Annotated in this window: 20 protein-coding genes; 12 read left to right on the forward strand and 8 right to left on the reverse strand. The window is 70.6% G+C overall.

Features of this window, described 5'->3' with window-relative positions:
* Positions 1-21: 21 nt before the first annotated feature.
* The 3 genes from AB0D27_RS30465 to AB0D27_RS30475 are packed head-to-tail and all read left to right on the forward strand — an operon-like array spanning position 22 to position 2762.
* Entirely contained in the window at positions 22-945 is a 924-nt protein-coding gene (locus tag AB0D27_RS30465; RefSeq protein WP_362515263.1) for an ABC transporter ATP-binding protein, read from the forward strand.
* A complete protein-coding gene (locus AB0D27_RS30470) occupies positions 942-1712 on the forward strand; it encodes an ABC transporter permease (RefSeq protein ID WP_362515265.1) in 771 nt (256 codons plus the stop codon). The genes AB0D27_RS30465 and AB0D27_RS30470 overlap by 4 nt, the downstream gene beginning before the upstream one ends.
* A 42-nt stretch (positions 1713-1754) precedes the next feature.
* Positions 1755-2762 (forward strand): COX15/CtaA family protein, encoded by a 1008-nt coding sequence (locus AB0D27_RS30475; protein WP_362515266.1) that lies wholly within the window; start codon positions 1755-1757, stop codon positions 2760-2762.
* Positions 2763-2823: 61 nt separating this feature from the next.
* Here the strand turns inward: AB0D27_RS30475 and AB0D27_RS30480 are convergent, their stop codons facing one another.
* From AB0D27_RS30480 to AB0D27_RS30490, 3 genes are all read right to left on the reverse strand, one after another.
* Positions 2824-3930, reverse strand: coding sequence for an amidohydrolase family protein (locus tag AB0D27_RS30480; protein WP_362515268.1), 1107 nt, complete (start codon positions 3928-3930; stop codon positions 2824-2826).
* Positions 3931-4054: 124 nt separating this feature from the next.
* Positions 4055-4411 (reverse strand): hypothetical protein, encoded by a 357-nt coding sequence (locus AB0D27_RS30485; RefSeq protein WP_362515269.1) that lies wholly within the window; start codon positions 4409-4411, stop codon positions 4055-4057.
* A gap of 83 nt (positions 4412-4494) precedes the next feature.
* Positions 4495-5448: a heme o synthase gene (locus AB0D27_RS30490; RefSeq protein ID WP_362515307.1), complete on the reverse strand. Its 954-nt coding sequence runs from the start codon at positions 5446-5448 to the stop codon at positions 4495-4497.
* A gap of 355 nt (positions 5449-5803) precedes the next feature.
* On the opposite strand from AB0D27_RS30490, the gene tkt reads away from it, so the two are divergent.
* Genes tkt through pgl form a run of 5 tightly spaced genes read left to right on the forward strand, consistent with a single transcriptional unit; the run spans position 5804 to position 12373 of the window.
* Positions 5804-7891, forward strand: a complete 2088-nt coding sequence (gene tkt, locus AB0D27_RS30495) for a transketolase (RefSeq protein WP_362515270.1) — start codon at positions 5804-5806, stop codon at positions 7889-7891.
* A gap of 34 nt (positions 7892-7925) precedes the next feature.
* Complete coding sequence (tal, locus tag AB0D27_RS30500; RefSeq protein WP_362515272.1) at positions 7926-9044, forward strand: transaldolase; 1119 nt, start codon at positions 7926-7928, stop codon at positions 9042-9044.
* A gap of 4 nt (positions 9045-9048) precedes the next feature.
* Entirely contained in the window at positions 9049-10572 is a 1524-nt protein-coding gene (gene zwf, locus AB0D27_RS30505) for a glucose-6-phosphate dehydrogenase (protein WP_362515274.1), read from the forward strand.
* Positions 10569-11594: a glucose-6-phosphate dehydrogenase assembly protein OpcA gene (gene opcA / locus AB0D27_RS30510; protein ID WP_362515275.1), complete on the forward strand. Its 1026-nt coding sequence runs from the start codon at positions 10569-10571 to the stop codon at positions 11592-11594. Before zwf ends, opcA begins: the two co-directional genes overlap by 4 nt.
* Positions 11591-12373, forward strand: a complete 783-nt coding sequence (gene pgl / locus AB0D27_RS30515; RefSeq protein WP_362515277.1) for a 6-phosphogluconolactonase — start codon at positions 11591-11593, stop codon at positions 12371-12373. Before opcA ends, pgl begins: the two co-directional genes overlap by 4 nt.
* A 186-nt stretch (positions 12374-12559) precedes the next feature.
* Here the strand turns inward: pgl and AB0D27_RS30520 are convergent, their stop codons facing one another.
* The 5 genes from AB0D27_RS30520 to AB0D27_RS30540 form a co-directional block, all read right to left on the reverse strand.
* Positions 12560-13399, reverse strand: coding sequence for a carbohydrate ABC transporter permease (locus AB0D27_RS30520; RefSeq protein ID WP_362515278.1), 840 nt, complete (start codon positions 13397-13399; stop codon positions 12560-12562).
* Positions 13396-14754, reverse strand: a complete 1359-nt coding sequence (locus AB0D27_RS30525; RefSeq protein ID WP_362515280.1) for an ABC transporter permease subunit — start codon at positions 14752-14754, stop codon at positions 13396-13398. The genes AB0D27_RS30520 and AB0D27_RS30525 overlap by 4 nt, the downstream gene beginning before the upstream one ends.
* Before the next feature lie 5 nt (positions 14755-14759).
* A complete protein-coding gene (locus tag AB0D27_RS30530; protein ID WP_362515281.1) occupies positions 14760-16085 on the reverse strand; it encodes an ABC transporter substrate-binding protein in 1326 nt (441 codons plus the stop codon).
* A 58-nt stretch (positions 16086-16143) separates the two neighbouring features.
* Positions 16144-17817, reverse strand: a complete 1674-nt coding sequence (locus AB0D27_RS30535) for a glycoside hydrolase family 13 protein (protein WP_362515283.1) — start codon at positions 17815-17817, stop codon at positions 16144-16146.
* Positions 17818-17980: 163 nt separating this feature from the next.
* Positions 17981-19255, reverse strand: a complete 1275-nt coding sequence (locus AB0D27_RS30540; RefSeq protein ID WP_362515284.1) for an ABC transporter substrate-binding protein — start codon at positions 19253-19255, stop codon at positions 17981-17983.
* A gap of 125 nt (positions 19256-19380) precedes the next feature.
* Here AB0D27_RS30540 and AB0D27_RS30545 point away from each other — a divergent pair, with 125 nt between their 5' ends.
* From AB0D27_RS30545 to AB0D27_RS30560, 4 genes are read left to right on the forward strand one after another with little or no spacing between them, the layout of a single operon-like run.
* Positions 19381-19896, forward strand: coding sequence for a PadR family transcriptional regulator (locus AB0D27_RS30545; RefSeq protein WP_362515286.1), 516 nt, complete (start codon positions 19381-19383; stop codon positions 19894-19896).
* Positions 19893-20663 carry an ABC transporter ATP-binding protein gene (locus AB0D27_RS30550; protein ID WP_362515287.1) on the forward strand — a complete coding sequence of 257 codons (771 nt, stop codon included), beginning with the start codon at positions 19893-19895 and terminating at the stop codon, positions 20661-20663. The genes AB0D27_RS30545 and AB0D27_RS30550 overlap by 4 nt, the downstream gene beginning before the upstream one ends.
* Before the next feature lie 5 nt (positions 20664-20668).
* Positions 20669-21079: a hypothetical protein gene (locus AB0D27_RS30555; RefSeq protein WP_362515288.1), complete on the forward strand. Its 411-nt coding sequence runs from the start codon at positions 20669-20671 to the stop codon at positions 21077-21079.
* Positions 21080-21085: 6 nt separating this feature from the next.
* Positions 21086-23377, forward strand: a complete 2292-nt coding sequence (locus AB0D27_RS30560; protein ID WP_362515290.1) for an FtsX-like permease family protein — start codon at positions 21086-21088, stop codon at positions 23375-23377.

Here is a 23377-nt window from a genome sequence, read left to right on the forward strand (position 1 = left end):
GCGTCCTTAGACTTGCGCCTCATGCGAAGCGAGCCCGTGGTCCAGGTCCAGGCCCTGGTGAAGCGGTACGGCACGAAGACCGCGGTGAACGGCCTCGACCTGGTGGCCAAGGCGGGCATCACCGCCGTACTCGGACCCAATGGCGCGGGCAAGACGACCACGGTCGAGTCCTGCGAGGGGTACCGGAGGCCGGACTCCGGCACGGTGCGCGTCCTGGGTCTCGACCCGGTGACACAGGCCGGGGAGCTGCGCCCCCGCATCGGTGTGATGCTCCAGTCCGGAGGCGTCTACTCGGGTGCGCGGGCCGACGAGATGCTCCGCCATGTGGCGAAACTCCACGCCCACCCGCTGGACGTGGACGCACTCATCGAACGGCTCGGCCTCGACAGCTGCGGCCGCACGACCTACCGGCGGCTCTCCGGCGGCCAGCAGCAGCGCCTCGCGCTCGCGATGGCCGTGGTGGGCCGCCCCGAGCTGATATTCCTCGACGAGCCGACCGCGGGCCTCGACCCGCAGGCCCGCCACGCCACCTGGGACCTGGTCCGCGACCTGCGCTCCGACGGCGTCTCCGTCATCCTCACCACGCACTACATGGACGAGGCCGAGGAGCTCGCCGACGACGTCGCGATCATCGACGCGGGCAAGGTCATCGCCCAGGGCTCCCCCGAGGAGCTGTGCCGCGGCGGCGCCGAGAACACCCTGCGCTTCACCGGCCGCCCGGGCCTGGACGTGGGGTCCCTGCTCAAGGCGCTCCCGGCGGACTGCACGGCGGCCGAGCTGACGCCGGGCGCCTACCGGGTCGGCGGCAAGGTCGACCCGCAACTGCTGGCGACGGTCGCGTCCTGGTGCGCGCAGCACGGCGTGATGCCGGAGAAGATCTCGGTCGAACGCCACACCCTTGAAGACGTGTTTTTGGAGCTGACCGGCAAGGAGCTGCGTTCGTGACCACCGCCGGTACGTACACCCCGAAGCCGGGGGCGGCCCCGCTGCCCCGCATGATCGGCACCCAGGCCGTACTCGAGACGAAGATGCTGCTGCGCAACGGCGAGCAGCTGCTCCTGACGGTCGTCATCCCGACCCTCCTGCTGGTGCTGTTCAGCTCGATGGACATCATCGACACGGGCAAGGGGAAGGCGGTCGACTTCCTCACCCCCGGCATCCTCGCGCTCGCCGTCATGTCGACGGCGTTCACCGGCCAGGCCATCGCCACCGGCTTCGAGCGGCGGTACGGGGTGCTGAAGCGGCTCGCCGCCTCCCCGCTTCCCCGCTGGGGCCTGATGGCCGCGAAGACGGCGTCCGTACTGGTCACGGAGGCCCTGCAGGTGGTCCTGCTGACGGTGATCGCCTTCGCGCTCGGCTGGTCGCCGCACGGCAACCCGCTGGCCGTACTGCTCCTGCTGGTCCTCGGGACCGCCGCCTTCTCGGGCCTCGGCCTGCTGATGGCCGGCACGCTCAAGGCCGAGGCGACCCTGGCCGCCGCCAATCTGGTCTTCCTGCTGCTCCTCGTCGGCGGCGGGGTGATCGTGCCGCTGGACAAGTTCCCCTCGGGCGCCCAGGACGTGCTCGGCCTGTTGCCGATCTCCGCACTGTCGGACGGGCTGCGGGATGTGCTCCAGCACGGCGCCGGGACGCCGTGGGCGGACCTCGGGATCCTGGCCGTGTGGGGGGTCCTGGGGTTGGCGGCCGCGGGGAGGTTCTTCCGCTGGGAGTAGGTATGGGGCCCTCGTGAAGGCGTGCACAAGCGGCCCCCTACGATGGTGCACGTGCCCAACGTGACCCGAGCCGACGCCCTGCGCGCGGTGCGCAACCCGCTAGCCCTCATCGCCGAACGCTGGACCCCGACACCCCGGACGGTGCGGCGCGCGGCCCTCGCCGCGCTCGTCATGGCGGTGGTCATCGTGGTCACCGGCGGCGCGGTGCGGCTCACGGGGTCGGGACTCGGCTGCCCGACCTGGCCGAAGTGCACCGCCGACTCGCTCACTCCGACCAGCGCGATGAACTTCCACGGACTCATCGAGTTCGGCAACCGCATGCTCACGTACGTGCTGTGCGCCACGGTCGGCTGGGCGATCATCGCCGTGCGCTCTCAGAAGCCGTGGCGGCGGAACCTGACCCGGCTCGGCTGGGCCCAGTTCTGGATCGTCATGAGCAACGCGATCCTCGGCGGCATCGTCGTCCTGGTCGGCCTCAACCCTTACACGGTCGCCGCGCACTTCCTGCTCTCCACGGCGCTCATCACGGTCGCCACGCTGATGTGGCAGCGCACCCGCGAGGGCGACGCCGAGCCGCGTCCGCTGGTCGGCAAGGCCGTGCAGCAGCTCGTGTGGTTCCTGGTCGCCGCCGCCGTCCTGCTGATCGCGGTCGGCACGGTCGTCACCGGTGCCGGCCCGCACGCGGGCGACTCAAGCGATGTCGACCGTATGCACGTGAACTGGGAGAACGTCGCCAAGCTGCACGCCGTGCTGGCCTGGATCGTGGTGACGCTGACGTTCGCCCTGTGGTTCGTCCTCAAAGCGGTCGACGCCCCCAAGGGCCCCCTCCACCGCACCCGCGACCTGTTCCTGATCCTGCTCAGCCAGGGGATCATCGGCTACGTCCAGTACTTCACCGACCTCCCCGAGGCCCTCGTCGGCCTCCACATGCTCGGCTCCTGCCTGGTGTGGATCGGGGTGCTGCGCGTCGTGCTGGCGCTGCGCGAACGCCCGGAGCTCGTGGCGGATCTGCCGGGTCCTTCGACGGAATCGACGCTCACGCGCGCGTGAGGCAGTCGATCGCGGGGCCCGAGGTAGGTGACGGTCGGCCGGGCACCACGGTAGAAGGAGTTCACTCCACCCCGTAGACCCGCCGCGCGTTCCCCGCCGCGATCAGCCCCGACACCCGCTGTGCGTCGGCTGACGACCAGGCCCCCTCGGCGACCCAGGCGCCGAGCACCCGCGCGAGCGCCTCACGGAAGAGGCGTGCTCCGACCACATGAAGTTCGGGCAGTCCGTGTGCGCCGCTGGAGAAGAGGAGCTTGCCGAAGGGCGCCAGCTCGAGGATCTCGGCGAGGACGGCAGCCGCCCGCGCCCCCATACGGACCAGGGCGGCTCCGAGGTCGGCGTACACATGGGGGAAGACGCCGGCGAGGTGGGCCGCGTGCCGGTGGTAGGGGTAGCCGTGCAGGAGGACGAGGTCGGTGCCCAGTCCGGCCGTGGCGCGGGCGAAGTCGGTGAGCAGGACGGGGTCGGTGCGGTCGATGCGCAGGCCGGGTTCGCCGAGTCCTGCGTGAAGTTGCAGGGGCAGGCCCGAGGCGACCGCGATCCACAGCAGGTGACGGAGGAGGACGGGGTCGCTCAGGGCTCCGCCCACCCGGCGTCCGGCCAGCCAGCGGCCCGCCGCGCCCCGCACCTCTCCCGGCCCGGGCGGCTCGGGCGCGAGCGCCAGACCGTGCCGTACGCCCGCCACGGAGGTGAAGGCCACGGCGTTCGCGGCGGCGCCGTGCACGGACTCGGCGAGATTGGCGAGAAAGGACTCGACCGTGCCGGAGGTGTCGGCGACCTGTTCGGCCAGCAGCTCCAGGCGGACGATCTCGTGCGCCTCGGCGGCGCCCGCGGAGGCCATCTCACCGGGCCCGGTGAGATCGCCGGGCAGCCCGGTGTCGACGAGATAGGTCGTGATGCCGCTGCCGCGCAGCAGCCTGCGGCCCGATTCGAGTACGCCGAGTTCGCGGCGCCGGGCCAGATAGCGGGCGGGCGGACAGTGCGGCTCCAGACCGAGCAGCGGTGGGCACCAGCGGCGTACGGCGAAACCGGTCTGGGTGTCGAAGAGGGTGGTACCGGCGGCGGGCGGGCCCTCGGTCCTGGCGAGGTGGGCCTCGAAGGTGCCGAGGCCCAGCTCCGTCCGCAGGACGCCGTGGCAGTACTGGTCCACCAGGGACGGCGTTTCGATCATCCGGGCTCCCGTGACTGGACCGTGTCTACTCAGGTCCTAACGGGTGAACCGGGCGTCAGGTGTTGCTTGCGCACACCCCGTACGAACGGCCGACGGTTGTCGGTCGGCGCGCGATGCGTGATCCTCAGCCGTTGCTGGGCCCGCCGAGCTGGATGCCCGCCATGCGCTTCCACTCGTAGGGGCCGGTTTTCATCTTCGCCGCGAACTCCCCGTCGAACGCCTCGTGCACCGTGATCCCGGACCTCTTCACGGCCTCCTCGGCGATCGCGTATGTGGGCGCCACGAGGTCGCCCCAGCCGCCGTCCTCGCCGACGAGCACGATCCGGGCGCCGCGCTGCCCGATGTACGCCACGTGTCCCTCTGCGCCGCCGTGCTCCTTGGAGAAGGCGGCGATCTGCTTCACGAGCTTGGCCGTCCTGCGCTCGGCCCTGGCGTCCTGGGCGGTGCCGGCCGTCTCGTCAACCTGCTGGGTGTCTGCCATGGCCAGGATGCTACCGACGAGTAGATCAAACGGCGACGGGCGGGGTGCGTGGCCTTGGCCACCCACCCCGCCCGTCGGGAGCCTCAGCGCAGGAAGGGGTCCACCGCGACGGCGACGAACAGGATCGACACATATGTGATCGACCAGTGGAACAGCCGCATCTCTTTGAGCTTGCCGCCCGTCACCTCGGCCTTGGCGCGGCTTTGCAGACCGTGCGCCTCCCACAGCCAGAACCCGCCGGCGCCGAGCGCGACGGCCGTGTAGAACCAGCCGGTGTAGCCGAGCGGGGTGAGCAGCAGCGAGACCGCGACCATCACCCAGCTGTAGATGACGATCTGGCGGGCGACCACCTTGTTGGAGGCGACGACCGGCAGCATCGGCACGCCCACGCGCGCGTAGTCGTCCCTGACCTTCATGGACAGCGGCCAGTAGTGCGGCGGCGTCCAGAAGAACATCACGAGGAAGAGGATGACCGGCGCCCACGACATCGAGTTCGTGACGGCCGACCAGCCGATGAGGACCGGGAGGCAGCCCGCGATGCCGCCCCAGACGATGTTCTGCGACGTACGGCGCTTGAGGATCATCGTGTAGACGACCACATAGAAGAGGAGCGCTCCGAGCGACAGCCAGGCGGACAGCCAGTTGACGGTCAGGCCGAACAGCAGTGTCGAGAGGACGGCAAGCGAAATACCGAAGACCAGGCACTCGCGCGGGCTGACCATGCCGGTGACCAGCGGGCGCTGCGAGGTGCGCTCCATCAGGGCGTCGATGTCACGGTCGATGTACATGTTCAGCGCGTTGGCGCCGCCCGCCGACAGATAGCCGCCGAGGCAGGTGAGGAGCACGAGCTGCAGGTCGGGCACGCCCTGCTGGGCCAAGAACATCACCGGAACGGTGGTGATCAGCAGCAGCTCGATGATGCGCGGCTTCGTCAGCGCCACGAAAGCTTTGACACGGGCCCCGAACGGCCGCTGGCCCCGGCTGCTACTCGCATCGAGTACCCCCGCTGGACGGGATTCGACGGCCGTCACGCACACCCCTGACAGAGACATTCCAGCAAGCCCCGGGTGTGAACTCCCGGTAAAGGCTCGCGCGTACCACGCCACTGTAGACGTTGCCCAGACCCCGGCATTCGCGGGGGTGGGGTCGTGTTGAGCGGCATCGCTGGAAGAGCCGGGCGTCACTCGATTGAGCACTCGGACGAGCGGTTCCGTATTCACATGCCGAACGCGGAACGGACCGGTCGGGAGGCGGATCCCGAAGAGTCCCGGCAGTCTGGAATGACTCGAAAAAACGCACGTACTTACGGGGGTAGGCTCGACAACGGCCGGTGGGCGCCCAGTGCACCGGTATTCGACATGTGTGACATGTGGAGAGGAGCCCTGACCCAGGGTGAGCACCAAGCCGACCACCGCAGACCTCGAGTGGACCGAGTTGGACCAGCGGGCCGTGGACACCGCCCGCGTCCTGGCCGCCGATGCCGTACAGAAGGTCGGCAACGGCCATCCCGGTACGGCGATGAGCCTGGCGCCCGCCGCCTACACCCTCTTCCAGAAGGTGATGCGGCACGACCCGGCGGACGCCGACTGGGTAGGACGCGACCGTTTCGTGCTGTCCGCAGGCCACACGTCCCTGACCCTCTACACCCAGCTGTACCTGGCCGGCTTCGGTCTGGAGCTGGATGATCTGAAGGCGTTCCGCACCTGGGGCTCCAAGACGCCGGGCCACCCGGAGTACGGGCACACCACCGGCGTGGAGACCACGACCGGTCCGCTGGGCCAGGGTGTCGCCAACGCCGTGGGCATGGCGATGGCCTCCCGTTACGAGCGCGGTCTGTTCGACCCGGACGCCCCTCAGGGCGAGTCCCCGTTCGACCACTTCATCTACGCGATCTCCGGTGACGGCTGCCTTCAGGAGGGCATCTCCGCGGAGGCATCCTCCCTCGCCGGCCACCAGAAGCTCGGCAACCTGGTCCTGCTGTGGGACGACAACCACATCTCGATCGAGGGCGACACCGAGACGGCCGTCTCCGAGGACACCGTCAAGCGGTACGAGGCCTACGGCTGGCATGTGCAGCGCGTGGCCCCGAAGCCGGACGGCGACCTGGACCCGCACGCCATCTACAACGCGATCCAGATCGCGAAGCAGGTGACCGACAAGCCGTCGTTCATCGCGATGCGCTCGATCATCGCCTGGCCCGCCCCGAACGCGCAGAACACCGAGGCCGCGCACGGCTCGGCGCTCGGCGACGACGAGGTCGCGGCCATCAAGCGCGTCCTCGGCTTCGACCCGGAGAAGTCCTTCGAGGTCACGGACGAGGTCCTCGCGCACACCCGTGGCGCCCTGGACCGCGGCCGGGAGGCCAAGGGCGAGTGGGAGAAGGGCTTCGCCGCCTGGCGCACCGCCAACCCGGAGCGCGCCGCCGAGTTCGACCGCATCGCGGCGGGAGAGCTGCCGGCCGGCTGGGAGGAGAAGCTCCCGGTGTTCGAGGCGGGCAAGGCGGTGGCCACCCGTGCCGCGTCCGGCAAGGTGCTCCAGGCTCTCGGCGCGGTCATCCCCGAGCTGTGGGGCGGCTCCGCCGACCTCGCCGGCTCGAACAACACCACGATCGACAAGAACAGCTCGTTCCTCCCCGCGGACAACCCGCTCCCGGAGGCGAACCCGTACGGCCGCACGATCCACTTCGGTATCCGCGAGCACTCCATGGCCGCGGAGATGAACGGCATCGCGCTGCACGGCAACACCCGCATCTACGGCGGCACCTTCCTGGTGTTCTCCGACTACATGCGCAACGCCGTACGCCTGTCCGCACTGATGCACGCGCCGGTGACGTACGTCTGGACGCACGACTCGATCGGCCTCGGCGAGGACGGCCCGACGCACCAGCCGGTCGAGCACCTGGCCTCGCTGCGCGCCATCCCCGGCCTCAACGTGGTCCGTCCCGCCGACGCCAACGAGACCGCCATCGCGTGGCGCGAGATCCTCAAGCGCTGGACCAAGGTGTTCGGCAAGGGCGCCCCGCACGGCCTGGCGCTGACCCGTCAGGGCGTGCCGACCTACGAGGCCAACGAAGATGCCGCTCGCGGCGGTTACGTGCTGTTCGAGGCCGAGGGCGGCACGCCCGAGGTCATCCTCATCGGCACCGGATCCGAGGTGCACGTCGCCGTCGAGGCGCGCGAGCAGCTGCAGGCCGCCGGCGTTCCGACGCGGGTCGTGTCCATGCCGTCCGTGGAGTGGTTCGAGGAGCAGGACCAGGGGTACCGGGACAGCGTCCTGCCGCCGTCCGTGAAGGCGCGGGTCGCCGTCGAGGCCGGTATCGGTCTGACCTGGCACCGGTTCGTCGGGGACGCCGGACGCATTGTTTCGCTGGAGCACTTCGGTGCTTCGGCCGACGGCAAGGTGCTCTTCCGCGAATTCGGCTTCACTCCGGAGAACGTCGCCAATGCCGCCCGGGAATCGATCGCCGCAGCCCAGCGCTGACGCTGATATACGACACGTAGGAGATGGAATTTCCATGACAGACGCACTCAAGCGCCTCTCCGAGGAAGGCGTCGCGATCTGGCTGGACGACCTGTCGCGCAAGCGGATCACGTCCGGCAATCTCGCCGAACTGATCGACCAGCAGCACGTCGTGGGCGTCACCACCAACCCGTCGATCTTCCAGAAGGCGATCTCACAGGGCGACGGCTACGACCAGCAGCTGTCGGACCTCGCCGCCCGCAAGGTCACCGTCGAAGAGGCCGTCCGCATGATCACGACGGCGGACGTCCGTGACGCCGCCGACATCCTGCGCCCTGTCTTCGACGCCACCGGCGGCCAGGACGGCCGGGTCTCGATCGAGGTCGACCCGCGTCTGGCGCACAACACCAAGGCGACCGTCGCCGAGGCCAAGCAGCTGGCCTGGCTGGTGGACCGCCCCAACACCCTGATCAAGATCCCGGCCACCAGGGCGGGTCTCCCGGCGATCACCGAGACGATCGGTCTCGGCATCAGCGTCAACGTCACGCTGATCTTCTCGCTGGAGCGCTACCGCGAGGTCATGGACGCGTACCTGTCCGGCCTGGAGAAGGCTCGTGAGAGGGGTCTCGACCTCTCCAAGATCCACTCCGTGGCGTCCTTCTTCGTGTCCCGTGTGGACACCGAGATCGACAAGCGCCTCGACGCGCTCGGCACGGACGAGGCCAAGGCCGCCCGCGGCAAGGCGGGGCTCGCCAACGCCCGGCTCGCCTACGAGGCGTACGAGGAAGTCTTCTCCTCCGACCGCTGGGCCGCCCTCGACAAGGCGCAGGCCAACAAGCAGCGTCCGCTGTGGGCCTCGACCGGCGTCAAGGACAAGGCGTACAAGGACACCCTGTACGTCGACGAGCTGGTCGCGCCGAACACGGTGAACACCATGCCGGAGGCCACCCTCTTCGCCACCGAGGAGCACGGCCAGATCACCGGCAACACCATCGCCGGTACGTACGAGCAGTCCCGCGCCGAACTGGACGCACTCGAGAAGCTCGGGATCTCGTACGACGAGGTGGTCCAGCTCCTGGAGGAAGAGGGCGTCGAGAAGTTCGAAGCCTCCTGGAACGACCTGCTCAAGTCGACCGAGGCGGAGCTTGAGCGCCTCGCCCCCTCGGAGGGCTGAAATCTTGTCGAGCAGCAACCCGCTGCGTGACCCCGCAGACCGACGGCTCCCGCGTATCGCGGGGCCGTCGGGCCTGGTCATCTTCGGCGTCACGGGCGATTTGTCACGCAAAAAGCTGATGCCCGCCGTGTACGACCTCGCCAACCGAGGTCTGCTGCCGCCGGGCTTCTCGCTCGTCGGCTTCGCACGCCGCGAGTGGGCCAACGAGGACTTCGCCCAGGAGGTCCACGACGCGGTCAAGGCGCACTCCCGTACGCCCTTCCGCGAGGAGGTCTGGCAGCAGCTCGTCCAGGGCATGCGCTTCGTGCAGGGCACCTTCGACGACGACGACGCCTTCGAGCGGCTGCGCTCCACGATCGACGAGCTGGACAAGGCCCAGGGCACGGGCGGCAACTTCGCCTTCTATCTCTCCGTGCCGCCGTCCGCCTTCCCGGTGGTCATCCAGCAGCTGAAGAAGCACCGTCTCGCCGAGCAGGAGGGCGGCTCATGGCGGCGCGCGGTCATCGAGAAGCCCTTCGGCCACAACCTCAAGTCGGCCGAGGAACTCAACGCGATCGTGCACGAGGTCTTCGCTCCGGACCAGGTCTTCCGCATCGACCACTATCTGGGCAAGGAGACCGTCCAGAACATCCTGGCGCTGCGTTTCGCCAACCAGATGTTCGAGCCGATCTGGAACCGGTCGTACGTCGACCATGTCCAGATCACGATGGCCGAGGACATCGGCATCGGGGGGCGCGCGGGCTACTACGACGGCATCGGCGCCGCCCGTGACGTCATCCAGAACCACCTGCTCCAGCTGATGGCGCTGACCGCCATGGAGGAGCCCGCCTCCTTCGGCGCGGACGCGCTGGCCGCCGAGAAGACCAAGGTGCTCGGCGCCGTGAGGCTCCCGAAGGACCTCAGCAAGAGCACCGTACGCGGACAGTACGCGGCGGGCTGGCAGGGCGGCGAGAAGGCGGTCGGCTACCTCCAGGAGGAGGGCATCGACCCCAAGTCGAAGACCGACACGTACGCCGCGATCAAGCTGGAGATCGACAACCGCCGCTGGGCGGGCGTGCCCTTCTATCTCCGTACGGGCAAGCGCCTCGGCCGCCGCGTCACCGAGATCGCCGTGGTCTTCCAGCGCGCCCCGCACTCCCCCTTCGACCACACGGCGACGGAGGAGCTGGGCCAGAACGCGATCGTCTTCCGCGTCCAGCCCGACGAGGGCATCACGGTCCGCTTCGGCTCCAAGGTGCCCGGCACCTCCATGGAGATCCGGGACGTCTCGATGGACTTCGCGTACGGCGAGTCGTTCACGGAGTCGAGCCCGGAGGCGTACGAGCGGCTGATCCTCGACGTCCTGCTCGGCGACTCGAACCTCTTCCCGCGCACCGAGGAGGTCGAGCTGTCCTGGAAGATCCTCGACCCGATCGAGGAGTTCTGGGACAAGCACGGCAAGCCCGCGCAGTACCCGTCCGGAACGTGGGGGCCCGTCGAGGCGGACCAGATGCTCGAGCGAGACGGACGGAGCTGGCGTCGCCCATGAAGACGGACCTCACGGACACCACGGCCGGCAAGATCAACAAGGCGCTCGTGCAGGGCCGCCGGGCCATCGGCACTCCTGCCGTCGGCATGGTCCTCACCCTCGTCATCGTCACCGACGAGGAGAACGCCTACGACGCTCTGAAGGCCGCCAACGAGGCCTCCCACGAGCACCCCTCGCGCACCCTCGTGGTCATCAGGCGGGTCTCCCGCTCGCCGCGCGACCGCACGAAGTCGCGCCTCGACGCCGAGGTGCGCCTCGGAGTGGAGGCCGGCACCGGCGAGACGGTGGTGCTGCGTCTCTACGGCGAGGTGGTCAACCACGCCCAGTCGGTCGTCCTGCCGCTGCTCCTGCCGGACGCGCCCGTCGTCGTCTGGTGGCCGGTCAACGCGCCGCTCGACCCGGCGAAGGACCCGCTCGGCGCGCTCGCCCAGCGCCGTGTGACCGACACCTACGCGGCCGAAGCCCCGGTACGGGAACTGAGCGCCCGCGCCGACGCCTACACGCCCGGCGACACGGACCTGTCGTGGACCCGCATCACGCCCTGGCGCTCGATGCTGGCCGCGGCCCTGGACCAGGTCACCTGCGACGTGGACGCCGTCGAGGTGGAGGGCGAGGAGTTCAACCCGAGCTGCGAGCTGCTCGCCATGTGGCTCGCGGACCGCCTCGACGTCCCCGTCAAGCGCTCCCTGTCCTCCGGTCCCGGTCTCACCGCCGTGCGGATGGCCACGAGCTGCGGCCCGATCGTTCTGGACCGCGCCGACGGCTCCCTGGCGACTCTTTCCATCCAGGGACAGCCCGACCGCGCGGTGGCCCTCAAGCGCCGCGAGACGGCCGAGCTGATCGCGGAGGAGCTGCGCCGTCTCGACCCGGACGACACCTATGCCTCGGCGCTGAGGTACGGGGTGGACCGGCTGAACGCGACGACGGCGGAGGCCGCCGAAGAGGCGCCGGGCCCGGTCAGGACGGCGACGAAAAAGGCCCCGGCCAAGAGAGCCCCCGCGAAGAAGGCGGCCGCCAAGTGAGCACTCCGCAGCTCGTCGTCCACCGCGACAAGGAGCTGATGGCGCAGGCCGCCGCGGCCCGGCTGATCACGAAGATCGTGGACGCTCAGGCCTCGCGCGGTTACGCCTCGGTCGTCCTCACCGGCGGGCGCAACGGCAACGGGCTCCTCACGGCGCTCGCTGCCGCGCCCGCCCGGGACGCCATCGACTGGGGCCGCCTCGACCTCTGGTGGGGCGACGAGCGGTACCTGCCCGGGGGCGACCCCGACCGCAACGACACCCAGGCCCGGGCGGCGCTCCTCGACTCGGTGCCGCTGGATCCCGCGCGCGTGCATCCGATGCCCGCGTCCGACGGTCCGTATGGCGCCGATGTGGACGCGGCGGCGGAAGCGTACGCCGCCGAGCTCGCCAAGGCCGCGGGGCCCGAGAACCACGGCTCCGTTCCGACCTTCGACGTGCTGATGCTGGGCGTCGGGCCGGACGCCCATGTGGCCTCGCTCTTCCCTGAGCTGCCCGCGGTGCGGGAGACGGAGCGGACGGTCGTCGGCGTGCACGGCGCCCCGAAGCCGCCGCCGACCCGCATCTCGCTCACGCTGCCCGCGATCCGCTCCGCCCGCGAGGTGTGGCTCCTCGCGGCCGGCGAGGACAAGGCGCAGGCGGCTGCCATCGCCCTCTCGGGCGCGGGCGAGATCCAGGCACCGGCCGCCGGCGCGTACGGCCGCTCTCGGACCTTGTGGCTCCTGGACGCGGCGGCGGCCGCCCAGCTGCCCCGGTCGCTCTATCCGCCGGCTTCGCCGTGACGGGCGGGGCGGTGGGGGTCGTTTTCGCCCCCCACTGCCCCGATTTTTAGCCCGTCCGGCGTTTGAGGACGAGCGCGAAGCGCGACACGGGGGGTCTGGGGGGCGGAGCCCGCCAGGTACGGGACGGGCAGGGGCGGAGGGGGCGAAAACCCCGTAGGGCCCCCGACCGCCCCCACCCACCCCCCGTCACTTCACCGACCCCGCCATCACCCCCTGCACAAAGTGCCGCTGGAAGGCGAAGAACACGACCACCGGCACCACCAGGGACAGAAACGCCCCCGGCGCGAGCACGTCGATATTGCTCCCGAACTGCCGTATCTGCGACTGGAGTTCAACGGTCAACGGCTGCGACGAGCTGTCGGCGAAGAGCAGCGCGACGAGCATGTCGTTCCAGACCCACAGGAACTGGAAGATCGCCAGGCTCGCGATCGCCGGCCGCCCCACCGGCAGCACAAGCCGGGTGAAGATCCGCCACTCACTGCCCCCGTCCATCCGCGCCGCCTCCAGCATCTCCCGCGGCATCTCCGCGAAGTAGTTCCGCAAGAGGAAGATCGCGAACGGCAGCCCGTACGAGACGTGGAAGAGGACAACCCCGGGAATCGTGCCGAACAGCCCCAACTGGCCGAAGAGTTTGGCCACGGGCAGCAGCCCGATCTGCACCGGCACCACCAACAGCGCCACTACCAGCAGGAAGAGCGGCTCGCGGCCGGGGAACTCCAGCCAGGCGAAGGCGTATCCGGCGAGCGCGGCGATGACGACGACGAGGAACGTGGCCGGAACCGAGATCAGTACGGTGTTCCAGAACGCCCGCGTCATCCCCGAATTGCCGAGCAGCGCCGAGTAGTTGTCGAAGGACAGCCGGCCCGGACTCGCCAGAGCCGTCCACCAGCCGCCCTTCGCGGTGTCCTGGGCGGACCGCAGCGAGGACACGAACAGCCCCGCCAGCGGGGTGAGCCACACCAGGCCCACGAGCACGAGGAACGCCTGCACCAGGCTGTTGCCGAGCCCTCGCCTGAGCGCGTTCATCGTTGACTCCCTCGGAAGCGGCGGACGTTGAAGACCATGGCGGGGATCACGAGGAACAGGAGCAGCACTCCCAGCGCACTGCCCAGCCCCTGGTTGTTGCCGCCGCCGAAGGACACCAGCCACATCTGGGTGGCCAGCACGGTGGCGTCCTCCTGCACCGGCCCCGGCGCGATGATGTAGACGAGGTCGAAGACCTTCATCACGTTGATCACCAGGGTCACGAAGACCACGGTGAGCACGGGGCCGAGCAGCGGCACGGTGATCCGGCGGAAGATCTGCCATTCGTTCGCGCCGTCCATCCGGGCCGCCTCCAGCGCGTCGCGCGGCAGCGCGGCGAGCCCCGCGCCGATCAGGACCATGGCGAAGCCGGTCCAGATCCACAGATAGGCACCGATGATGGCGGGCGTGACGAGCGCGGGGCCCAGCCAGGAGACACCGTCGTAGGGCGGGGCGAAGTTCGCGGCGGGCAGCCGCACGGTGTAGGAGCCCGGACCGAGGTCCTGCAACCGGAAGGAGCCATCGGCCGCGGTGGTGGCGCTCGCGACCGTCTTGCCGTCACGCACCGCCTCGACCTTCATCCGAGGCAGTCCGCTCTCGGCCCTGTCGACCTTGCCCTGCTCCCCTCCCCCGCCCCGCGTGAAGTCCAGGTAGACGACACCGCGCAGCTCGCCGGCCGTCGCCTTGCGCGCCGCCGCCGGGTACGCGGGCCGCGCGCCCTGGGGCAGGTCATCGGCGAGTACGCCGACCAGACCGAGGTCGACGGTGTGGCCGGGCGACGCGGTCGCGGTCGTACGGTACGAGCCGTCGGTGCCCTTGGTCAGGCCCTGTCCGTCGCGGGCGCGGGCGGTCGGGTACGACGATGTGCCCTTGAAGGCGTCGTGCACGGAGACGACGGCGGCGTTGAGGACGCCCTTCTCGGGGTCCTCGTCGTAGGCGAGCCGGAAGATGATGCCCGCGGCGAGGAAGGACACGGCCATCGGCATGAACAGCAGAAGCTTGAACGCCGTTGCCCAGCGCACCTTTTCGACGAGGACGGCGAGGATGAGCCCGAGCCCGGTGAGCAGCGCCGGTGCGACGACCACCCAGATGGTGGTGTTGCGGATGGCCTTGATCGTGGCGGGGTCGCGAAACATCTCGCGGTAGTTGTCGCCGCCCACGAACCGGGTTCCGGAGGCGTCGAAGAAGCTGCGGCCGACCGAGAAGAGAACGGGATAGACGACGAGCGCGCCGAGCAGGAGCAGGGCGGGGAAGACGAAGGCGAGGGCGATGACCCGGCCGCGACGCCTGGCGCGCCGTCTGCGGTCCGCCATGCTGACGGCCGGGGGACTCGCGTCCTTCACGAGAGTGGCGGTCATGGCGATCAGTCCTGGTAGGCCTTGGCCGCCGCGTTCTCCAGCTCGGCCGCGGTCCCCTTCGGGTCGGACGGGTCGCGCAGGAAGTCCTGGAGGAGCTTCCACTCGCCGGCGCCCTTGGTGCCGCCGAACGCGGCCGGGGCCTGGTCGGACATATCGAAGCGGACCGAATCCCCGGCGGTGATCAGGGACTTGGCCGTCTCGCGGGTGATGTCGTCGCCGTAGGAGGCGAGGTCGAGCTTCTTGTTCGGGGACAGGAAGCCGCCCACCTGGGCCCACGCGGCGGACGCTTCGGGCGTCGCGAGGTACTCCAGGAACTTCATGGCGGCCTTCTGGTTCTTGCCGTCCTTGAGGACGACCGCCGCGTCACCGCCGCTGACCACGGGCGCCTTGCCGCCGCCGACCGCGGGGAAGGGGAAGAAGTTCGCGTCCTGACCGATCTTCTTTCCGAACTGGTCCTTGGCGACGCCGGCCACGAAGTCGCCCTCGTAGACCATGCCCGCGGCGGGCTTCGGGCCGAAGACCTTCTCGACGGAGCCCGGGAAGTCGGTGTTCAGGGCCCCCTTCTGACCGCCCGCTATCAGCTGCTTGTCCTTGAACAGCTTGCCGAGGGTGGTGAGGGCCTCGACCACGGTCGGGTCCGTCCACTTGATCTTGTGGGCAGCCAGGGCGTCGTACTTCTCGGGGCCGGCCTGGGAGAGATAGATGTTCTCGAACCAGTCGGTGAGGGTCCAGCCGTCCTGTCCGGCCACGGAGAAGGCCGCGAGGCCCGACTCGGAGACGGTGTGCCCGGCCTTCAGCATCGCGTCGTACGTCGTCGGCGGCTTGACGCCCGCCTGGTCGAGGGCGTCGGGGCTGTACCAGACGGTCGACTTGTGGGCGGCCTTGAAGTACAGCCCGTACAGCGTGCCGTCGACGCTGCCGTAGTTCTTCCACACACGCGCGTAGTTGGAGTCGACGGACTGCTCGGTGGTCTTGGACAGCGGCTTGAGCCAGCCCTGCTTCGCGAACTGCTGGAGCACGCCGACCTGCGGGACCATCACCACGTCGGGGGCGTTGCCGCCCTCGATCTTGCTGCCGACGACGGTGGAGACGTTGTCGCCGGTGGACACGAACTGGGTCTTGGCACCGGTCTTCTCGGTGAAGGCGTCCAGGACCTTCTGGAAGTTCTTCTGCTCGCTTCCGGACCAGACACCGGCCACGCTGATCGTCTGGCCGCTGAGCGACTTGCCGCCGCCGCCCGCGGAGACAGGGCCGCCTCCGCAGGCGGTCGCGCCGAGGGCCAGGGCGAGGGCGGTGCAGCTCGCGAGCAGGGTCGTACGTCGTCGCATCATCGTTGATGTCCCTTCGAGGGGGCGGGGAAATTGACGGGTGAGCAGGAGGGATGGCGGCTCAGGGGTTGGTGCTGTCGCTGATCCACCAGGCGGTCGTCGAGCCGGGCAGGACGCCGGGCGCGCAGGGGCCGCTGGACAGCAGGGGTGTTCCCGAGACGGGCGCGGGCGTCGGCGCCGTACCGAAGTTGACGGCGCACACCAGGCCGTCGCCGCGGACGAAGGCGAGCACGCCGGGCGGGGTCTCCAGCCAGCGCAGCGTGCCCTCGCCCAACTGGGGCAGCGCGGCGCGCAGTTGGAGGCCGTCGCGGTACAGGTGCCAGAAGGAGCGGGTGTCGGCGAGGGCGCGGTCGGTGGCGTACTCGGCGAAGTAGGCGGGCTGCGGCAGCCACGGTTTGGCGCCCTCCGCACCCGAGGTGAAGCCGAACGGGGACGCGTGCCCGGACCACGGCAGCGGCACGCGGCAGCCGTCGCGGATGCGGGCCCGGCTTCCGGTGCGCCGGAAGATCGGGTCGGTGAGCACGTCGTCGGGCAGGTCGACGACCTCGGGCAGCCCCAGTTCCTCGCCCTGGTAGATGTACGCGGCGCCGGGCAGCGCCAGCATCAGCAGGGCGGCGGCGCGAGCGCGGGCGGCGCCCAGGCCGCTGCCTTCGGTGCCGAGTTCGCCGTAACGGGTGACCGTACGGACCTGGTCGTGGTTGTTGAGGACCCAGGTGACCGTCGAGCCGGTGCCCGCGATGTCCTGCATGGCCTCGGAGATGACCTTGCGGAAGGCGTCCGCGTCCCAGGCGGCGCTCAGCAGGTCGAAGAAGAATGCCTGGTGCAGTTCGTCGTGGCGTACGTACTGGGCGTGTTCGCGGGCGGTCGGGACGGAGACCTCGCCGACGAGCAGCCGCTCACGGCCGTCACCGGCGGCGTACTCCTCGCACACGGCGCGCCAGTGCCGCCAGACGTCGTGCACCTCGGGCTGGTTCCAGGCGAGCGGGTTGACCGAGTCGCGGGTGCGGGCATCGGCCTCGGGGTCGGGCGAGTCGGGCAGGTCGGTGTGCTTGAAGAGCCCGGCTGCCACGTCGATGCGGAAGCCGTCGACACCTCGGTCGAGCCAGAAGCGCAGGACGTCCTCGAAGTGGGCGCCGACCTCGGGGTTGCGCCAGTTCAGGTCGGGCTGCTCGGGCGTGAACATGTGCAGGTACCACTGGCCGGGCCTGCCGTCCCGTTCGGTGACCCGGCTCCAGGCTGGGCCGCCGAACATGGCGTGCCAGTTGTTGGGCGGCTCGGCCCCGTCCGGGCCGCGGCCGTCGGCGAAGTGGAAGCGGGCACGGGCCGCGCTGCCCGGCGCCGAGACCAGCGCCTCCTGGAACCACGTGTGCTCGCTGGAGCAGTGGTTGGGGACGATGTCGAGGAGCACCTTGACGCCGAGGCGCCGGGCGTCCGCCATCAGCAGGTCGAACTCGGCGAGGTCGCCGAAGAGCGGGTCCACATCGCGGTAGTCGGCGACGTCGTAGCCGTGGTCGTGCTGCGGCGAGGGATAGAAGGGGCTCAGCCAGATGCCGTCGACCCCGAGTTTCTTCAGGTACGGCAGTCCGGCCCGGACCCCGGCGAGATCGCCGATGCCGTCCCCGGTGCTGTCCAGAAAGCTCCGGACGTACACCTGGTAGATCACTGCGTCGCGCCACCAGCGGTGCGTGTTGAGCGTCACCCGTTGACCTGTCTGTGCGTGCCTCCGGTTATGCATGCATGTTAGGTAGGCATGTCGCACAGGTGTCAACGAGTAGGCAGGCCCGGTCTCGGAGTTGGGGCTTTATATCCGGACTTTTCCAGCCACAAAACCGAAGATGAGATGGGCGCGTTACCTAACATGTAACTAGGATCCCGGCGATGTGTCCGAGGAGGCGGGCTCAGCCCCGGCGTGAAATGTCCGCCAGCTCGCGCGCCAGCCTGCGCACCGCGTCCTCGGGCGTCTCGTGCCCCGTCATCGCGTCGTGCACCACGGCCTGCACAGCCAGGCTGACCTGGTCGTACCGCGGGCTCTTGGGGCGCGGCGCGGCCGCCAGGACGCTCGCGCGGAGCGTCGGCAGATAGGGGAACTCCCGGATCAGTTCCGGGTCTTGGTAGAGCGCGGCCCGTACGGGAGGCAGCGCGCCCTTCGTGAGGACCTGCCGCTGCACCCGCTCGCTCGTGAGGTACGCGATGAGGCGGGCGGCGGAGGCGGGGTGCCGGGCGTGCGCGTTGACCGCGAGGTTGGAGCCGCCGAGCACGCTCGCACCGGGGCCGCCGGGTCCGGGCAGTGGCACCGCGCCGATCTTCCCGGCGACGGCGGAACCCTTGCCGGAGGCGCTGACGTAGGCGTACGGCCAGTTGCGCAGGAAGAGGAGGTGGCCGTCCTGGAAGGCCTGCCGGGACTCCTCCTCCTTGTACGTCAGCGCCTTCCGCGGTATCCAGCCGTCGCGTACGCCGCGGGCGAGGAAGCCGATGCCCTCCCGGGCCGCCGCGGAGTCGACGGTGACGCGCTCGCCCTCGTCGCCGAGGATCGTGCCGCCCGCCGAGTAGACCGCCTCGGCGGCGTTCACCGTGAGGCCTTCATAGGGCAGGAACTGGCCCGCGTAGCCGTCGAGTCCGTACTTCGGCGCGATGGTCTTCGCCTGCCGCTCCAGCTCGGCCCAGGTGCGCGGCGGCGCGAGACCCTCCTTGGCGAGGATGTCCTTGCGGTACAGGAGGAGTCCGGCATTGGTGACGTACGGGACGGCGTACAGCTTTCCGTCATACGTGGCCGTGTCCACGACCGGGGGCAGGAAGCCGTCGAGCGGGAAGCGGTCCCGGGCCAGCGGGGAGATCCAGCCCGCGGCGGCGAACTCCGAGGTCCAGGCGACGTCGATATTGAGGACGTCGAAGCGGCTTCTGCCGCCGCCGCGCAGGTCGGTGGTCATTTGCGCGTGGGTCTCGTCGGCGGAGTCCGGCAGCTCGACGAGGGTGACCTTCTCGCCGGGGTGGGTGCGGTTCCAGCCCCGCAGCAGCGGGCCGAGGTAACTGGTGAGGTCCCCGGCGGTGGCCAGGGTCAGGGGGCCGCGGCCGCCCCCGCTCCCCTCGTCGGCCCGCGCTCCGGAGCCGACGTAACCGGTCAGGACCACGACGAGGACGAGGAGGCCCCTACCGGCGGCGTGTATCCACCGCATAGGTTCCTCCCTGTGCACCTGCGCCGGGCACCTTCGCCCGGAGTCAGAGGCCATGTATACCTGTTAGGTATGGGCGATACTAGGGCCTGCGACACATTACAAAGGACGCGAAGAGGAGAGCACGAGTGCGCCTGCCCCTCCTGGCTCTCCTGGCGCGCGGTCCGGCCCACGGCTACGAGCTCAAGCAGGACCTTGAGCAACTGCTGGGTGCCGCGTACCCTCAGCCGAACGTCGGCCAGATCTATGTGACGCTGGGCCGCCTCGAGAAGTCGGGACTGATCGAGGGCGAGGAAGTCGAGCAGTCCAGCCGGCCCAACAAGAAGATCTACCACCTCACCGACGCCGGGCGTGAGGCGCTGCGCGCCTGGTACGAGGAGACGGCGGAAGAGCCGCGGGTGCGGGACGAGTTCTTCATGAAGCTCGCGCTCGCGCCGCAGACCGGTCTCGCCGACCAGATCGCCCTCATCAACAAACAACGGCGCCACTACCTGAACACCATGCGCAGCCTGTCGAAGCTGGCTGCCGCCGAGAACCGGGACAACCGCGTCTCCCAGCTGCTCATCGAGGGCGCCATGCTGCATCTGCAGGCCGACCTCGACTGGCTGGAGCGCTGCCAGGAGGAACTGGAGGAGCTGGAATGAGCCGCACCGCTCCTTTGCCGCGCGCCGGGGACGCTCCTGTGCTGCGCGCCGAGGGCCTGGTCAAGACCCACTACGGCGAGGGCGCCCCCGCGCACGCCGTGCGGGGCGTGGACCTTGCCGTACGGCAGGGCGAGTTCGTGGCCGTCACCGGCCCGTCCGGCGCCGGGAAGTCGACGCTGCTGCATCTGCTCGGCGGGCTTCAGCGACCGGACTCCGGCAGCATCTGGCTGGACGGCGAGTGCACGGACGCGTACGGCGAGGCGCGCTGGGCGGTCGAGCGCCGGCGCCGCATCGGCATCGTCTTCCAGTTCTTCAACCTGGTGTCGAACCTGTCGGTCGCCGACAACGTCGAGCTGCCCGCCCTGCTCGCCGGGGTCTCCCCCAAGCAGGCGCGCGCCGAGCGCGAACAGCTTCTCGCCGAGCTGGGTCTTCAGGGCAAGGAGCGCAGCATGCCGGGCGAGCTGTCCGGCGGCGAGCAGCAGCGCGTGGCGCTGGCCCGTGCCCTGGTCAACCATCCGCCCCTGCTGCTCGCCGACGAGCCGGCGGGCAGCCTCGACAGCAAGGGCACCCGCGAGGTGACGCGGCTGCTGTCCCGCTTCCACCAGCGTGGCCAGACCATCCTCCTGGTCACCCATGACGCACGGCTCGCCAGCGCCGCGGACCGGGTGATCAGCTTCTTCGACGGCCGAATAGCCGACGACGCGGAACTCGCCGGCACGCCGGCACGCGGCACGGGGATATCCGGTGTACTGGAACTGAGGGACTGAGCGACGTGCGCAACACCGACCTCCTGCCCACAGCCCGGTCCACCGGGGGCGGACTCCGGCTCACGGACAGTTCCGGCGCGGGCGGGTTCCTGGTTGCGGGCGGGTTCGTCGTGGGCGGGCCCCTGGTCGCGGGCGGGTTCGTGGTGGGCGGGCTCCTGGTCCCGGGCCGTTTCGTCGCGGGCGAGCCCCGGCACGCGGACAGTCCCGGCGCGAGCCAGCCCCCGGTCCCGGGCCGCTCCGTCCGGGGCGGGCCCCCGGTCGGAGCTGGTTCCGGCGCGGGCGAGCCCCGGCACGCAGACAGCCCCGGCGCGGGCGGCCCCCGGCTTGCGGTCGGTTTCGGCGGATGCGAGCCGCAGTTCCGGCCGGTCTCGCGCGGGGCGCGCGGCTGGGTCCTCGTCCGTGAGTCGAGGGGCTGAGCCGGGATGCGGGCCACGCTGCGCTGGGCGCACGCCGATCTGCGCAGGCATCGCGGTGAAGCGCTGTTCATCGTGCTCGCCACCGCCGGGATCGTCGCCTCGCTGCTGCTGGCCACCGCGCTCTTCGGGTACGCGACCAACCCCTGGCAGCGCGTCTTCACCCAGTCGCACGGCGCGCACGTGTGGATCCACACCGGACCGTCGGCCGATGCGCGCGAACTCGCCGAACTGGACGGGGTCCAGTCCGTCGCGGGCCCGTATCCCACCGCCACCACCGCCGTCGAATCGCGCGGCACCCGCGCCTCCGTCGAACTGCGCGGCACCGTCGAACCGCCCGCCACCGGCCGTCCCCTGCTGGTCTCCGGCCGCTGGCTCGACCCCACCACGCCGGACGGCGTGGTCCTTGAGAGCAGTCTCGCCCGGGGCCTGTGGGCCGAGCCCGGCGACACCCTCACCGTTCCCGGCACCGCACGGACCCTGACCGTCCTCGGTATCGCGGACAGCGCCGAGCCGCATTACAGCCCCGGGGAGCGCTCGGGCCTCGTATGGGCGCTCCCCTCCGCCGTGCAGCGCACCGCCGGGCGCGGCGGCCAGGTGACCGGCCTTCGGCTGTCTGATCCCGGCGACACGGACTACGCCGTCCAGCGGGCGGTCACGCTCCTCGGCGCCGGCGCGGTCACCGAGGTCTCCCCCTGGCAACAGGCGCGGGCGGAGGCGCAGGGCGACAACCGGCTGCTCGGCCAGGTCCTCGCCCTGTTCGGCGTGGGCGCCCTGGTCGCCGCCGCGCTCGCCGTGCACGGAGCCATCGGCACCCGTATCCGCGGCCACCTCCGGGACATCTCGGTGCTGAAGGCGATCGGTTTCACTCCGGGCCAGGTGGTGCGTGTCTTCCTCCTCCAGCACGTGGCGTTCGCGCTCATGGGCGCCGTGCTCGCCACGGCCCTCGCCCAGGCCCTGGGCAGTCGTATCCCCGGACGTCTCGGAGACGCGGTCGGTGTGTGGCAGGGGTTGCCGGGGCACACGGCGGCCCTGTTCGCGGTACCCGTGGCCGCGGTGCTGTTCATCGCCGCGACCACCGGGCTCGCGGCCTGGCGAGCCGGACGGGTGCCCCCGGTGCCGGGCCTGCGAGGCGCGGCGCCGCTCGGCGGGCGCTTGTCGGGCCTGGCGCGCGGCGCCCTCGGGCTGCGGCTGCCGTCCGCGCTGGTCCTGGGCTGGCACAAGGCGTTCACCCGACGACCGCGCTCGCTCGCCACGGTGGCCCGCCTCACGCTTCCGCTGCTGCTGATCGTGGTGGCGATGAGCGCCTGGACCACCATCGACCGCTTCCACAGCAGACCCGAGCAGATCGGTCTCGCCGCGGCGCTCACCGTACGGGCCGACGAGAGTCTGAACGATCCGGACGTACGGGCCCTGCTGGCCAAGAATCCGCAGGTCACCGCCGTCCACCCGGGTGTCGAGGTGGCCGCGCTCGTCCCCGGCCAGACGGGCACGATCGCGCTGCGCGGGCTCGGCACGCGCAAGGAGCCGTACCCCTTCTCGCTGGCCGAGGGCCGCCCCGCGCGCGGACCCGACGAGGCGGTGGCCGGTCAGGGGCTGCTCGACCTGCTGGATGTGCGGGTCGGCGACTGGGTGCGGATGACGGTGGGCGCGCAGCCGCAGATCCTGCACATCGTGGGGCGCAGCATCGAGCCGGAGAACGGCGGCCGGGTCATCTCCACCTCGCTCGACACCCTCCGCGAGAACGACCCCGGCCTCCGGCCGACCCTCTACCAACTCCAGCTGCGCCCGAGCGCCGACCCGCACCAGGTCGCCACCGCGCTGACCGCCGCCGGGCACGGCCACGTCGACGTGCACGCCGTGACGAACCCGGCCGACGGGCTCTCGCCGCTGCGCGGAGTCGTCGTGGGGCTGATCGCCGTACTGGCTTTGATAGGCCTCATCGAGCTGCTCACCGCGATCGGCGGCACCGTGCGCGAGGGCGAGCGGGATCTGCTGGCGCTGAAGGCGATCGGGCTGACTCCGCGGCAGATCACCGCGGTCACCGTGATGGCCACGGGGTGCACGGCCCTGGCCGCGGTCCTCCTCGGTACTGCGCTGGGGGTGCCCCTCGCGCATTGGCTGATCGACGCCCAGGGCAGGTCGAGCGGCATCGGCGCCGGGATCGCCCGGGGGCCGTCCCCCGTCCTCCTGCTGCTGTTCGGCACGGCGGCCGTGCTGGGCGCCGCCGCACTCGCCGCCCTGCCCGCGGCCCGAGCGGCCCGCCGACGACTGGCCGACACCCTGAGCGCGGCGGCTTGA

Origin of the sequence: Streptomyces sp. NPDC048415, assembly GCF_040651675.1 — a bacterium.
Classification (GTDB): Bacteria; Actinomycetota; Actinomycetes; order Streptomycetales; family Streptomycetaceae; genus Streptomyces.

Coding starts and splice junctions, on each gene's coding strand:
- AB0D27_RS30540 (WP_362515284.1), bottom strand. CDS start 19,255: ATGCGGTGGATACACGCCGCCGGTAGGGGCCTCCTCGTCCTCGTCGTG.
- AB0D27_RS30465 (WP_362515263.1), top strand. CDS start 22: ATGCGAAGCGAGCCCGTGGTCCAGGTCCAGGCCCTGGTGAAGCGGTAC.
- AB0D27_RS30485 (WP_362515269.1), bottom strand. CDS start 4,411: ATGGCAGACACCCAGCAGGTTGACGAGACGGCCGGCACCGCCCAGGAC.
- AB0D27_RS30530 (WP_362515281.1), bottom strand. CDS start 16,085: ATGATGCGACGACGTACGACCCTGCTCGCGAGCTGCACCGCCCTCGCC.
- AB0D27_RS30560 (WP_362515290.1), top strand. CDS start 21,086: ATGCGGGCCACGCTGCGCTGGGCGCACGCCGATCTGCGCAGGCATCGC.
- AB0D27_RS30475 (WP_362515266.1), top strand. CDS start 1,755: ATGGTGCACGTGCCCAACGTGACCCGAGCCGACGCCCTGCGCGCGGTG.
- AB0D27_RS30535 (WP_362515283.1), bottom strand. CDS start 17,817: ATGCATAACCGGAGGCACGCACAGACAGGTCAACGGGTGACGCTCAAC.
- AB0D27_RS30520 (WP_362515278.1), bottom strand. CDS start 13,399: ATGAACGCGCTCAGGCGAGGGCTCGGCAACAGCCTGGTGCAGGCGTTC.
- AB0D27_RS30480 (WP_362515268.1), bottom strand. CDS start 3,930: ATGATCGAAACGCCGTCCCTGGTGGACCAGTACTGCCACGGCGTCCTG.
- AB0D27_RS30525 (WP_362515280.1), bottom strand. CDS start 14,754: ATGACCGCCACTCTCGTGAAGGACGCGAGTCCCCCGGCCGTCAGCATG.
- AB0D27_RS30550 (WP_362515287.1), top strand. CDS start 19,893: ATGAGCCGCACCGCTCCTTTGCCGCGCGCCGGGGACGCTCCTGTGCTG.
- tal (WP_362515272.1), top strand. CDS start 7,926: ATGACAGACGCACTCAAGCGCCTCTCCGAGGAAGGCGTCGCGATCTGG.
- opcA (WP_362515275.1), top strand. CDS start 10,569: ATGAAGACGGACCTCACGGACACCACGGCCGGCAAGATCAACAAGGCG.